13 protein-coding genes are annotated in these 13,386 nt (G+C 61.7%); 2 read left to right on the top strand and 11 right to left on the bottom strand.

Features of this window, described 5'->3' with window-relative positions:
* Positions 1 to 3: 3 nt before the first annotated feature.
* Positions 4 to 1,230: a multidrug effflux MFS transporter gene (locus tag ACTRWK_RS16630; protein ID WP_005852622.1), complete on the bottom strand. Its 1,227-nt coding sequence runs from the start codon at positions 1,228 to 1,230 to the stop codon at positions 4 to 6.
* A gap of 235 nt (positions 1,231 to 1,465) precedes the next feature.
* Here ACTRWK_RS16630 and ACTRWK_RS16625 point away from each other — a divergent pair, with 235 nt between their 5' ends.
* Complete coding sequence (locus ACTRWK_RS16625) at positions 1,466 to 1,924, top strand: DUF302 domain-containing protein (protein WP_289082095.1); 459 nt, start codon at positions 1,466 to 1,468, stop codon at positions 1,922 to 1,924.
* Between the two features lie 32 nt (positions 1,925 to 1,956).
* Here ACTRWK_RS16625 and ACTRWK_RS16620 read toward each other — a convergent pair whose 3' ends face one another.
* Positions 1,957 to 3,756, bottom strand: a complete 1,800-nt coding sequence (locus tag ACTRWK_RS16620) for an ABCB family ABC transporter ATP-binding protein/permease (protein ID WP_289082108.1) — start codon at positions 3,754 to 3,756, stop codon at positions 1,957 to 1,959.
* 144 nt (positions 3,757 to 3,900) lie between these two features.
* Complete coding sequence (locus ACTRWK_RS16615; protein WP_462844072.1) at positions 3,901 to 5,160, bottom strand: LysM peptidoglycan-binding domain-containing protein; 1,260 nt, start codon at positions 5,158 to 5,160, stop codon at positions 3,901 to 3,903.
* 111 nt (positions 5,161 to 5,271) lie between these two features.
* On the opposite strand from ACTRWK_RS16615, the gene ACTRWK_RS16610 reads away from it, so the two are divergent.
* The gene (locus ACTRWK_RS16610; protein ID WP_005852616.1) at positions 5,272 to 5,826 is read left to right on the top strand and encodes an LOG family protein; all 555 of its coding nucleotides are present in this window, start codon (positions 5,272 to 5,274) and stop codon (positions 5,824 to 5,826) included.
* Positions 5,827 to 6,088: 262 nt separating this feature from the next.
* Here ACTRWK_RS16610 and ACTRWK_RS16605 read toward each other — a convergent pair whose 3' ends face one another.
* The 8 genes from ACTRWK_RS16605 to ACTRWK_RS16570 form a co-directional block, all read right to left on the bottom strand.
* Positions 6,089 to 6,544: a host attachment family protein gene (locus ACTRWK_RS16605; protein WP_037943926.1), complete on the bottom strand. Its 456-nt coding sequence runs from the start codon at positions 6,542 to 6,544 to the stop codon at positions 6,089 to 6,091.
* Positions 6,541 to 6,780, bottom strand: a complete 240-nt coding sequence (locus tag ACTRWK_RS16600) for a hypothetical protein (protein WP_009826641.1) — start codon at positions 6,778 to 6,780, stop codon at positions 6,541 to 6,543. Before ACTRWK_RS16600 ends, ACTRWK_RS16605 begins: the two co-directional genes overlap by 4 nt.
* 123 nt (positions 6,781 to 6,903) lie before the next feature.
* Positions 6,904 to 7,503 carry a superoxide dismutase gene (locus ACTRWK_RS16595; protein ID WP_005852611.1) on the bottom strand — a complete coding sequence of 200 codons (600 nt, stop codon included), beginning with the start codon at positions 7,501 to 7,503 and terminating at the stop codon, positions 6,904 to 6,906.
* A gap of 195 nt (positions 7,504 to 7,698) precedes the next feature.
* Positions 7,699 to 8,280, bottom strand: a complete 582-nt coding sequence (locus ACTRWK_RS16590) for a sarcosine oxidase subunit gamma (RefSeq protein ID WP_462844071.1) — start codon at positions 8,278 to 8,280, stop codon at positions 7,699 to 7,701.
* The gene (locus ACTRWK_RS16585; protein WP_462844070.1) at positions 8,273 to 11,290 is read right to left on the bottom strand and encodes a sarcosine oxidase subunit alpha family protein; all 3,018 of its coding nucleotides are present in this window, start codon (positions 11,288 to 11,290) and stop codon (positions 8,273 to 8,275) included. Before ACTRWK_RS16585 ends, ACTRWK_RS16590 begins: the two co-directional genes overlap by 8 nt.
* Before the next feature lie 79 nt (positions 11,291 to 11,369).
* Positions 11,370 to 11,699, bottom strand: coding sequence for a sarcosine oxidase subunit delta (locus ACTRWK_RS16580; RefSeq protein WP_009826638.1), 330 nt, complete (start codon positions 11,697 to 11,699; stop codon positions 11,370 to 11,372).
* Between the two features lie 93 nt (positions 11,700 to 11,792).
* Positions 11,793 to 12,029 carry a hypothetical protein gene (locus tag ACTRWK_RS16575; RefSeq protein ID WP_005852605.1) on the bottom strand — a complete coding sequence of 79 codons (237 nt, stop codon included), beginning with the start codon at positions 12,027 to 12,029 and terminating at the stop codon, positions 11,793 to 11,795.
* 97 nt (positions 12,030 to 12,126) lie between these two features.
* Complete coding sequence (locus tag ACTRWK_RS16570; RefSeq protein ID WP_037944986.1) at positions 12,127 to 13,371, bottom strand: sarcosine oxidase subunit beta family protein; 1,245 nt, start codon at positions 13,369 to 13,371, stop codon at positions 12,127 to 12,129.
* Positions 13,372 to 13,386: the final 15 nt, after the last annotated feature.

Genomic DNA, 13,386 nt, shown 5'->3' with positions numbered 1-13,386 from the left:
CCCTTAGGCCGCGGCGGGCATCTGGTCGGCCGCCGCGGCCTCCTGCTGCTGGCGCAGCTTGGGCATGGTAAAGATCACCAGCGCCAATGCCGCCACACCACACAGCGCGATGCTCACCACCATGGGCACAGCGGTGCCGTCAAAGAACGGCGTCGTCGCAGCGATGCAAAAGGCCCCCGTCAGCATTGTCAGGCTTCCGCTGAGCGAGGACGCCATACCCGCGCGCCGCCCGTGGGCATCAAGTGCCGCGACCATCGCCGAAGGCACAACGACCCCCAGAAAGGAATAGGCCAGAAACAGCCCGATCAACAGCACCGGCAGCGTGCCGAAACCGGCCAGCACAACGCCCGTCAACAGCGCAGAGCAGACGGCAAAGCCGGTGACACCGCGCCCGATCAGCGTGGCAAGCCCCCACATATCCGCCAGACGCCCCGCCGCCTGTGTCGCGATAAAGAACCCCACCGCGTTAAAGGCGAAGGCCAGCGAGAACTCGGTCGGGGTCAGCCCGAATTGACCGGTGTAGACGAAGGACGCGCTGGAGATGAACAAGAAGAAGCTCGCCATGCCGAAACCCGCGATGAAGGTCAGGCCGACGAACACCGGATCGCGGAAAAGGATACCACAGCTACGCGACAGCTCGCGCAGATTGACCTTGCGGCGCTTGTCTGCGGTCAGCGTCTCGGGCAGCGCGATCTGCGCCATCGTCAACGTCGCCGCCGCAAGGATCGCGAGGGCGAGGAAAATCTCGCGCCAGCTGCCGAAACTCACCACCGCGCTGCCCGCCAAGGGGGCCAGCATGGGCGAGACCGAGATCACCAGCATGATCGACGACATCAACCGCGTCGCCTGCGCACCGGTGTACATATCGCGCACGATGGCACGGGGAATAACCATCACCGTCGCCCCGCCGATGCCCTGCACCAAACGCCCCAAGACCAGCGTCTCGATGTCGGGGGCGACAGCACAGATCACCGCGCCGACGCAGAAAATACTCATCCCGATGGCAAGGGTCTTTTTGCGCCCGATCTGGTCGGACAGCGGCCCATAGACCAGCTGCGACACGCCATAGGCGAGGAAATAGGCGACCAGCGTGATCTGGGCCGCCGAGACAGAGACATCCAGCGCCTCTTCGATCGCGGGCAAGGCAGGCAGATACATGTCGATGGCAAAAGGACCTGTCACACAGATAGAGCCAAGAATAAGGGCGGTACGGAACATTCCGGCAGGCATGGGTAGTCCTTCAAATTTATGGGCAGGGCTGTGGGGGTGCCACGCGTCGTGGCGCTCGGCCAGCGCTGAGCTAGCACATATGCACCCGACGGCAAGAATGCACCATGTTGTTTGTATGCATATACCGGCAATTCACTGCTTGTTGATCGAATTTTGCTCGTTCATGGGGCAAGGCGTACTAGGTTCCATAGGGAAGCCGTGGCCTACGGGCCGCGCAAACCGAAGGAGAGACCACATGATCCGCAAGACACTCGCCGCGACAACGCTCGCCCTCACGGCGCTGGCCGCCCTACCAGCCGCCGCCGACATCGTCACCAAGATGAGCCCCCATTCCGTCCCCGACACAATCGACCGTCTGGAAGCTGCCGTGACCGAAGCCGGTGCCACGGTCTTTGCCCGCGTGGACCACGCCGAAGGGGCGACCAAAGTGGATATGGAGCTGCGCCCGACCACGCTGCTGATCTTTGGCAACCCCAAGCTGGGCACGCCTGCGATGCTGGATGGTCAGACCGCCGGTCTGGACCTGCCCATGCGCGTGCTGGCCTATGCCGATGACAGCGGCATGGTGCATGTCAGCTACCACGACCCCGCCACTTTGGCCGCAGACCACGGGTTGCCCGATGACGCGGAATATCTGACCAAAATGACCGGCGCGCTGGACAAGCTCACCGACAAGGCCATCGCGGAGGAATAACCCCCGCGCCGACCGAACCTTTGTGGTGCCAGCTATTCGCCCTCGGATTGCTGGCGTTGCCACAGTTGCGCGTAACGCCCGTTGCGTGCCAGCAGATCGTCATGGGTGCCCTGCTCGACCACCTCGCCTTGCTCCAGCACGACGATACGGTCGGCCTCGGCCACGGTGGACAGGCGGTGCGCGATGGTTAGCACCGTGCGCCCCTTGCCCGCCTGACGCAGGGCATCCTGAATCTCGTGCTCCGTCTCGCTATCCAGCGCGCTTGTTGCTTCGTCGAGCAGCAGGATCGGCGGGTTTTTCAGCAGGGTTCGCGCGATACCGACACGTTGCTTTTCCCCCCCCGACAGTTTCAGCCCGCGTTCACCCACAGCGGTTTCATACCCGTGGGGCAAACGCTGGATAAAGTCGTGGATCTGCGCCGATTTCGCCGCGGCTTCGATGTCTTCTTGCGTGGCGTTATCGCGGCCATAGGCGATGTTATAGCCGATGGTATCGTTGAACAGCACGGTATCCTGAGGCACCACGCCAATCGCGCGGTGCAGACTGTCTTGGGTCACATCGCGGACATCTTGCCCGTCCACACGCACGGCCCCGCCCTGCACATCGTAGAACCGGAACAGCAAACGCCCGACGGTGGATTTCCCCGATCCGGTAGAGCCGACAATCGCCACCATCTCTCCCGGGGCGGCTTCGATCGACACGCCCTTGAGGATCTCTCGGTCGTCGTCATAGCCAAAGCGCACGTTGTCCAGCGTGACACGCCCGCCGGAAACTTGCAGCGCAGGGGCGTCAGGCTTGTCCGAGATTTCGGCCGGTTGATCAAGCAGCGTGAACATCTGCCCCATATCGACCAGCGCCTGACGGATTTCGCGATAGACGGTGCCAAGGAAGTTCAGCGGCACGGTCAACTGCACCATATAGGCGTTGACCATGACGAAATCCCCCACGGTAAGATCACCGTTCTGCACCCCGATGGCGGCCAGGATCATCACGCCGACCAACCCGCAGGTGATCAGCAACGACTGGCCGAAGTTCAGGAAGGCAAGCGAGTAGTTCGTCTTGATCGCCGCCTCTTCATAGCCCGCCATCGCCGCGTCATAACGCTGCGCCTCGCGCTGTTCGGCGACGAAATACTTGACGGTTTCATAGTTCAGCAGGCTGTCGATGGCCTTTTGGTTGGCGTCTGTGTCGCGGTCGTTCATCTGGCGGCGCAGCTTCACGCGCCACTCGGTCACCGCGAAGGTAAACCAGACGTAAAGCCCGATGGTGACTGTCACGATCAGCAGATACCATGCGTCAAACAGCACGGTCAGGATGATGCCGACCAGCAGCAGCTCCAGAATCAGCGGCCCGATCGAGAAGAGCAAGAAGCGCAGCAGGAATTCCACACCCTTGACCCCACGTTCGATGATCCGGCTCAGCCCGCCGGTCTTGCGCGTGATGTGATAGCGCATCGACAGCTTGTGGATATGCTCGAACGTCTCCAGCGCAAGCATCCGCAGGGCGCGCTGGCCGACACGGGCAAAGACCGCGTCACGCAGCTGTTGAAAGCCCACGTTCATCGCGCGGGCCATACCATAGGCAATCGTCAGCCCCACCGCGCCAAGCGCCAGAAACGGCACGCCCTCATTCGCGAGAGCATCCACCGCGTCTTTGTAAAGCACAGGAATAACAACAGAAATCAGCTTGGACACCACCAAGAAGATCAGCGCCCAGACCACGCGTTTCTTGACCCAGGGCATATCGTCGGGCCAGAGGTAGGGTGCCACCTTGCGCAAGACAAGCAGGTTCGACTGCCGCTCTGCAGCTTGGGCGATCTCCTCTTCGGTCATGGGATATTGGGTGGCGGGTTTGGGCTGGCTGGCAGTGCGCGGGCTATCGGCTGACATGAACGATCCTGTGTGGTTGCCCCTTACATAGGGCCGTCAGCCGGATCATGCCAGTGCAGCAGTTTCATCTGTCTGCATAGCCGCTCGTCAATCGGGCAGATCAAAGACCTGACCGGGGTAGATCAGATCGGGGTCGCGGATTGATGAGCGGTTGGCGGCAAAGACGCGCACATAGAGCGTCGGGTCGCCATAGCGTTCGCGGGCGATGGCCCAAAGCGTGGCCCCTTCCTGCACGGTCACCGCCCTGATCGGGCCGTCGTTGTCTGCGGTGGCACGGGCCAGCACCTCGGGGGATTCACGTTTAAAGGGGGTTTCCACGCGGCTGATCACGTCGCCGCCCTGATCCAGCTCATCCACGCGCAGGGTGTAGATGCCGGTCTTGATATCCTCGATATCGCCGCGCCAACGGCCTTGGGGGTCCACCTCAAGCGCGCCGACGCTGCGGTTGTCCAGATAGACCCGCACGGAAGACGCCTGCGCCTGTGCGCGCCCCGCCAGCCGGACCTCGCCCTCATCGGAATAGGTGATCGTGTCAAGCGCGATACGGTCGGTCACCTCGGGCGCGGTGCCGGGCAGTAATTCCACACCGTCGGCGTCGGATTTCAACAGGGCGACGGGGGTATCAGCAGACGGGCGCGCGGGATCGGGCTGCGGCGTCACGGCGGCGACCTCGGTCATCTCGGGGGCGCTGTTCTCGGGTGCTTCCCCCAGCGGTTCCGCGACCGGAGCGGAGGCTGCTTCAGGGGCCGTGTCGTCTGGCGCGGCCTCTGATGTGACCTCTGATGTGGTGTCTATGGATACGTCTGCTGGTTCCGCCAGCGCCACCTGCGCCACGGCAGGCGCGGTGATCGGGGCCAAGATAACTTCCTCAACCGAGGCGACAGGGCCTGTTTCGGCATCCGCGCTCAGGCTCAGGATCTTGCCGCTGCCATCGGGCGGCAAAATGGCAAGTGTGGCGAATTTGCCAGAGCGGTCGGCCTGCGCGCTGGCGACCTCTGCCCCGTTGCTGATGACGCTGACGCGGGCCCCTGGTGCTGCGCGGCCTGCGATCACGGTCATCCCGTCCCCCTCGCGGCGCACCTCGTCAAAGCTCGGGGTCGCGGGCGATGCGGCAGGGTCAGGCGTCTGCGGCGCAGGGGGAACGGTGGCGCCGGCCTTGGTGTCTTGGGGTGCAGTGGCGGTCTGAGGGGAGGGCTGGGCCGCGGGTTTTGGCTGGGCGGCGGTGTCTTTCGCCGTATCCGGCACGACGGGACCCGCATCTTGCGACCAGATATATCCCGCAACGGCAACCGCCACGACCAGCGCGGCGCCCGCAAACTGAGCACCCCGCGTTTGAAACACCGACATCCCGTTCATCCCTTTGAACTTCCCCACATTGAGGACTTGTACCAAGCAGGCTATCACGGGTCAAAATGCAGCTGCATGCCATGTGCATATTCGCAAAAAAGACCCCCGTTTATGATCCAGAAATCCGTATGTGTTTACTGCGGCTCGCGCCCCGGTGATGACCCCGAATATACCGCACAAGCCGACGCTTTGGGACGCGCTTTGGCGCAGAACGACTGGCGGCTGGTCTATGGCGCGGGGGACGTGGGGCTAATGGGCACCGTTGCACGCGCAGCACAAACGGCGGGCGGCACGACCTTTGGCGTGATCCCCGATCATCTGGTGAAATGGGAGGTCGGAAAGACCGATCTGACCACCTATGTCGTGACCGAAACCATGCATGAACGCAAAAAGGTGATGTTCATGAACTGCGATGCCGTGGTGGTCCTGCCCGGCGGTGCCGGATCACTTGACGAGCTCTTCGAAGTGCTGACCTGGCGCCAGTTGGGGCTACATCAGAAACCGGTAATTCTATTGAATACAAATGGTTACTGGGATCCTCTCACAGCGCTTCTGGATCATGTCGTCGCCCGCGGCTTTGCCGAAGAAAGCCTGCTTGGCTATGTGGATACGGTCGATGACGTTGACGGCGCGCTGGACGTTCTGCGCCGCAGCCTGACCGCATAGAGGTACGCATGGCACCTCGCGCGGTAGTGCAGAAAGCGCCTGCGCGGCATCGGGTTGATCGGCGGCGAAGCAGGATCAGGAGTGCTATAGGCGGTAGGTTAAAGCGGCCGATGCCATACTCCCCGTTCGCCGCTAGCACGCGCGATACAGCAAAGGGCACCCACGGTTGGATGCCCGTTCAAATCACCGCCCTGCGGCAACCCGAATACCCATAGATCCGGCCGCATAGCCAGAGTTCGACTGTTGCTATGCGGCCACATCCTCACGCTGTTTCAAGCGTCGATTTCACGATATTCTCGATCTCTTCGATGGGGTGGTTCGTCAGCGTCTTGGGGATTTCGCCCACGACTTTGTCTGCGACCTCTTTGTGCATCTCGTGACGCAACTCGCCCAGAGTGTTCGGCGGTGCGACCAGAATGATCTTATCGAACCTGCCCTTATGCGCCTGTTTGTACAGGATATCCGCCAGCTCGCTGGCAAAGCGGTCCTTGGACAGCTGGTGCCAGTCGGTGTCGTCCACAGCCGAGCGGTGCACGGACGGGCCATCGTTGAAGCGTCCACGACGATTGGCGGCCTGATCGCGGTTGGGCGGGTTGTCCTGCTCTTCCTCGCGGAAGACCTGCAGGAACGGATCCTCTCCGTCGGTTTCATTCACCATGAACAGCGCTTTTTCACCGTCTGCGATCAGCACCCAAGTGCCATTTTCAATCTTGGTCATGCGTCTTCTCCGTGGTTGCGTTTGTCTTCGCCAGTGACGCGGGTGTCAGCGCCGGGTTTGTCGACCACCTGTTTCTCTTCGTCTTGTGTGCCGACATCGCGTTGCAGCCCCCCGCCCGAGCGGCCCTGATGGTCAATATCATCGGCTTCGCTGATGTATTTGTCGGTTTCCTTGACGCCGTCCTTCGATCTGTGACGCTCTGCCATCGTGGTCTCCTTCTCATCTTGTGGGTTCATGGGTAAAACGCCCCAATCACGCCCGCGGTTCCACAAGAAAAGGCCCCACAGCGGAATGCTGCAGGGCCTTTCACATAAATATTTCAACAGGTTGGCGCGATGCCTTAACCCATCATATCGCGATTACATGCGCGACGCGACATTGTCCCAGTTGACCAGATTGTCGAGGAAGTTCGACAGGTAGTCGGGGCGCGCGTTGCGGAAATCGATGTAGTAGGAGTGCTCCCAAACGTCGCAGCCCAGCAGTGCGGTCTGACCGAAACAGACAGGGTTCACGCCGTTTTCGGTCTTGGTCACTTTCAGGCCACCGTCGGTGTCCTTGACCAGCCACGCCCAACCGGAGCCGAACTGACCGCCGCCCGCTGCCTTGAATTCATCCTTGAACTTATCGACAGAGCCAAAGCTTTCGGTGATCGCTTTTTCCAGCTCGGACGGCATTTTGCTGTCTTCGGGGGACATCATTTCCCAGAACTGGTTGTGGTTCCACAGCTGGCTGATGTTGTTGAAGATACCGCTTTGCGCAACCGCGTCAGGGTTGTAGGTGCCCTTGATGATTTCCTCGAGGGTCTTGCCTTCCCACTCGGTGCCTTCAATGGCTTTATTGCCGTTGGTCACATAGGCGTTGTGGTGCTTATCGTGGTGATATTCCAGCGTTTCCTTGGACATACCTTTGGATGCAAGCGCATCGTGGGCATAGGGAAGATCAGGAAGAGTAAAAGCCATGAGAAAAGCCTCCGTTATTGAATTGCGTCTGGGTCACATGAAGCCCGTCCCGTCATAAGGTCAAGTGCTGATCGACCCGCAAGGGGGAAACCGGCACAGCTGACGGGGCGCTTCTTTCGTCACCCGCTTAAGGGTAAAACGGCTGGCTGGGGCGAATGTTCCCGTCAGTCTGCCGCCCTGCCCCTGACCAGCGGCTTACCGCGCGGTGCTATAATATTCGGGGGCGGACCCGGGCTGTGCCGCGGTTTTAAGCAGATCAAACACATATTGCGCGACCGAGCGGAAGCAGACCAAACGGAAGCTGTCGCCGTCCTCGATCCAGAACGCCGCCGGCACCTGCGCCAGCCGCGTGCGGCGGATCATGCCGGGGGTGAAACTGTCTGGCGACAGATCCACCGGGGCGAGCTTGGCCAGCACATCACGGCTGTGCGTCCCGCTGATGCGAAACACCGCCCGCGCATCGGATACATTGACCGCCAACGTGTGATTGCTACCAAAGCATTTGGTCAGCATGTCGATGGTGTCGCTGACCTGATCGTAGGGGCAGAGCAACAACAGCTCGTCCGGTGACATCCACGCGACACCGCGATCCCCGTTGATCTGGACGCTGCGGGTGTCGGGAAGGCCCAGGCCGACGGCCTTTTTCAGCGCCTTCTTCATATAGCCCGCCCCCAGATCCCCGCGGACAGAGATCATGCCAATCGGATCCATCAGGGTCACCTCGGCAATGCCGCCGGTGAATTCCGCCGCTTTCAATGCGCTTACCGCCTCAGACATTTTGCTTGGCCCCTTCTTTGTCATAGAATACCGGATCGACGATTTTCGCCTGATAGGTCTTGCCGTCGGTCCCGGGGAAATCGATCACCTCGCCCATGCGGTCCGGCCCGTTCAGGACCAGCCCCATCGCGATCCCCTTGCCCAACGTCGGCGAATGATAGGTCGAGGTAACGCGCCCGATCATATTGCGCTGGCCGTTCTCGTTCTCGCCCTCGCCTACGGCATAGGCCCCGTCCGGCAGGGTGCTGCCGTCGGTTGTTTCCAGCCCCACCAGTTTCCAGCGCGTCGGGTCCACCATATGGGACCGCTGCTGCGCGCGCTTGCCCAGATAGTCATCCTTCTTTTTCGAGATCGCCCAGTTCAACCCCAGATCCTGCGGGATCACAGTACCGTCGGTTTCGTCGCCGATCATGATAAAGCCCTTTTCGGCGCGCAGGATGTGCAGACATTCGGTCCCATAGGGCATCACGCCCAGATCATTGCCCGCCACCATCAGCGCATCCCAGAAGGCCTGTCCCTGCCCCGCATCCACCGCGATCTCGTAGCTCAGCTCGCCCGAGAAAGAGATACGGTAAACGCGGCACTTGAAGCCCCCCAGCGTGCCGTCCGCCCACTCCATAAAGGCCAGCGCGTCCTTGCTGACATCCATGCCGCCCAGCTTTTCCAGACATTTGCGTGCATTGGGGCCGACCACGGCGATCTGCGCATATTGCTCGGTGACATTGGCAACATAGACGTTGAAATCCCACCACTCGGTCTGCAGCCATTCTTCCATATGCTGGTGGATGCTTTCCGCGCCGCCCGTCGTTGTATGGCACAGGAAGGTGTCGTCATCGATCCGCGCAACGACACCATCGTCGATCAGGAACCCGTTTTCCGAACACATCAGGCCATAGCGGCATTTACCCGGTTTCAGCGTGCTCATCATATTGGTGTATAGCATGTCGAGGAAGCGCCCCGCGTCCGGTCCCTTGACGATGATCTTGCCAAGGGTGGAGGCATCAAGCATCCCCAGTTTGCTGCGCGTGTTGCTGACCTCGCGCATCACCGCGTCATGGGTGGTTTCGCCCTTGCGCGGATAGGCATAGGGGCGTCGCCACTGGCCGACGGGCTCCCATTCGGCGCCGTTCGCGTCGTGCCAGTCATGCAGCGGGGTACGGCGGATCGGCTGGAACACATCGCCACGCGCCTCGCCCGCGATCGCGCCCATCGAAATCGGGTGGTACGGCGGGCGGAAAGTGGTGGTCCCAACGGCGGGAATATCCGCGTCCATCGCGCCCGCCAGTGTTGCCAGTCCGTTGATATTGCTGAGCTTCCCCTGATCCGTCGCCATGCCAAGCGTGGTATAGCGTTTGGCGTGTTCGACGCTGACAAAGCCTTCTTGCGCGGCAAGCCGCACGTCTGACACTTTGACATCGTTCTGATAATCCAGCCACGTCTTCTCGCGCAGCTTCACATTTGCGCCTTGCGGCATCATCCACACGGGGGCGAGCGGCGCTTCCTCTTGCCGGTCGGCATTCGGCGAGACGGCATCGGCGGGCAGCTTGAACCCCAGCGTCGTGACCACCCCATCCGCGGCGGCATGGGCGTCGTGCAAGATATCATCCAGCGCAAAGAACCCACCCGCGGCACCGGCAGCGGTGACAAAACCATGCCCGTCCGCCCCCAGCGGCGGATTGTTCACATCGGGGCGGAACATGGCCCCCGCGGTATCCCAGGTCAGCTTGCCGCCGCAATGGGACCACAGATGCACCACCGGCGACCAGCCGCCGGACATGGCCACGGCGTCACAGGGGAAGGTTTCAAGCACCGCACCCTCGCCCGCTTGGCTGCACACCTCTACGCCTGTGACGCGTTTGCCGCCCGTCACCCGCGCCACGGCATGACCCATCATCACCCGAATGCCCAGATCTTTGGCGCGCGTCATCAGCGCGGAATCCTGCGGCAGCACGCGGGCATCCAAAATGGCGGGCACGGTCAGACCGGCCTCGGTCAAGGCGATGGCGGTGCGGTAGGCGTCGTCGTTATTGGTGACCACCACCGTGCGATCCCCGACCGACACGCCATAGTTCACCAGATAATCCCGCACAGATGCGGCCAGCATCACGCCGGGGATGTCATTGCCAGCAAAGGACAAAGGCCGTTCAATCGCGCCGGTGGCGGTCACGATATGACCTGCGCGAATGCGCCAGAGCCGGTGGCGCGGCCCGGCAGTCTCGGGCGCGTGGTCCGTCAGACGTTCATAGCCCAGCACATAGCCGTGGTCATAGACGCCCGCCCCCATGACACGGGTGCGCAGGGTGACGTTTTCCATCCCCGACAGCTCTGCCACCAGCGCGTCAATGAAATCGGCGACAGGCGTGCCATCGACCGTGCCGCCATCCACGGGCGCGCGGCCGCCCCAATGGGCGGTCTGTTCCAGCACGATGACCTTGGCACCGGACAGGGCCGCGGTGCGCGCGGCCTCTAGCCCTGCGACACCGCCGCCGATGATCAGCACATCGCAAAAGGCGTGGAAATGCTCATAGGTATCGCCATCGGTCTCCTTGGGCGCTTTGCCCAGACCGGCAGAGTGGCGGATGATCGGCTCGTAGACATGCTTCCAGAAGGGGCGCGGGTGGATGAACATCTTGTAGTAGAAGCCCGCGGGCAGAAAGCGGCTCAGGTGTTTGTTGATCGCGCCAACGTCGAATTCGAGGCTGGGCCAGTGGTTCTGGCTTTCCGCCTTGAGCCCGTCGAAAAGATCGGTGGTCGTGGCGCGTTGGTTGGGCTCGAACCGGTCGCCCTGCCCGAGGTTCACCAGCGCGTTGGGTTCTTCCGGGCCCGCCGCCACGATGCCGCGCGGACGGTGGTATTTGAACGACCGCCCCACCAGCATCTGGTCATTCGCCAGCAAGGCCGAGGCCAGGGTATCGCCCTCGAAGCCGCGCAGCTGCTTTCCGTTGAACGAAAAACTGACAGCATTTGATTTGTTCAGCAGGCGGCCGCCTGTGGCAATTCTGGTGCTCATGAAGTCAAACCTTGGTGTGGGGCGAAAGCGCGGGCGCCTCCGGCGGGAGTTTTCTTGGCAAAATGAAGAACGGCGGCGGTCATGGGGCGGCGGAGGCCTGCCAATCGGGGCGACGGTCCTGTATCTTGTCGATGATCTCTTGCGGGACCGTGCTGGTCTGGGCGGTATAGGTGCCGAAGACTTCGAGCGTCATGGTATCGCGCGCGGCGTGGAACCATTTGCCACAGCCATAGACATGCCGCCAGCGTTCAAAATGCACGCCCTTGGGGTTTTCCCGCATGAACAGGTATTTTTCGAAGTCGCTATCCGAGGACCCCGGACCAAAACGTTTCAGATGCGCCTCGCCGCCCGCGTGGAATTCGGTTTCCTCGGCGGTGATGCCGCAGTTGGGGCATGTCAGGGTCAGCATGGGGCGCTCCTTTCTAGGGTCGGTTGAAACGCAAAAAGGCCAGCCCCCGTGCGAGGGCCAGCCTTGATCATATTGGATAGAGTGGAAAGCGGCTTAGTTGCCGGTTGCTTCCTCGGCCGCGCCTTCAACGGCATCGGCAGCACCATCAGCCGCGCCTTCGACATTGACGTTGATGTCGCCAGAGTCGTCCATCGGGTTGCCACCGGCGAAGAAGTAAAAGCCGAAGCCAAGGACCAGAACGACGAGAACGCCGATGACGATCCCCGATCCGGTGCCGCTGGTTTTGTTGACGGTGGTGTGTGGCGCTTGGTTGTTGTCAGGCGTAGCCATGGAAATGGTCCTTCATAAACTTGATATGAAGTGCAAACCCCGTTCACGGGCAAAAAGTTCCACAGCCCCATAGGGCGGGCAGGTTTCCGCGCGCCGATCAATGCGCCACCCCGGCGGCCACGGATTCGTCGATGAACCGCCCTTCTTGGAACCGGTTCAGGCCGAAGGCATCCGTCAGCGGCGACCGTCCCTTGGCCATCAGCTCGGCCATGGCCCAGCCCGAGCCGGGGATCGCCTTGAACCCGCCGGTGCCCCAGCCACAGTTGACGAAGACGCCCTCGACCGGCGTTTTGGACAGGATCGGAGAGCGGTCCCCCGTCACATCCACAATGCCGCCCCATTGGCGCAACATCTTGAGACGGGACACCATCGGGAAGGTCTCGACCAGGGCGCGGACCGTTTCCTCGATATGGTGGAAAGAGCCGCGTTGGGTGTAGTTGTTATAGCCATCCGTCCCGCCGCCGATCACCATCTCGCCCTTGTCGGACTGGCTCATGTAGCCATGCACCGTATTGGCCATGACCACGACATCCATGCAGGGTTTGATCGGCTCTGACACCAGCGCTTGCAGGGCGACAGATTCGATCGGCAGACGGAAGCCTGCCATATCAGCCAGATGACCAGAGTGGCCGGCGACCACCATGCCCAGCTTGTCACAGTCGATATCGCCACGGTTGGTCGACACGCCCGTCACCTTGCCGTTTTCCTGACGGATGCCGATGACCTCGCATTTCTGGATCACGTCCATGCCCATGTCGGAACAGGCCCGCGCATAGCCCCAGGCCACCGCATCATGGCGTGCCGTGCCGCCACGGCGCTGCCAGAGCCCGCCCAGAACCGGATAACGTGGCCCGTCGATATTGATGATCGGCACCAGTTCCTTGACCTTTTCGGGCCCGATGAATTCGGTCTGCACCCCCTGCAGCGCGTTGGCATGGGCCGTGCGCTGATAGCCGCGCACTTCGTGATGGGTCTGCGCCAGCATGATCACGCCGCGCGGGCTGAACATGACGTTATAGTTCAGATCCTGGCTCATCGTCTCGTAAAGCGACCGCGCCTTTTCATAGATCGCGGCGGAGGGGTCTTGCAGGTAGTTGGACCGGATGATGGTGGTGTTGCGGCCCGTGTTGCCGCCCCCGAGCCAGCCTTTTTCCAGAATGGCGACATTGGTGATGCCGAAGTTTTTACCCAGGTAATAGGCCGTCGCCAGACCATGCCCCCCGGCCCCGACGATGATCACGTCATAGCGTTTCTTCGGCTGTGCATCGCGCCAGGCCCGCTGCCAGCCGGTATGATGGCGCAGGGCTTCGCGGGCGACGGCAAAGGCTGAGTATTTCTTCATGAAAGCGGTCTCCGG

This window comes from Sulfitobacter sp. G5_S2_6_S6 (genome assembly GCF_054968505.1).
The sequence above is the reverse complement of the archived record's forward strand: the minus strand, read 5'-3'. Positions and strand labels throughout refer to the sequence as shown.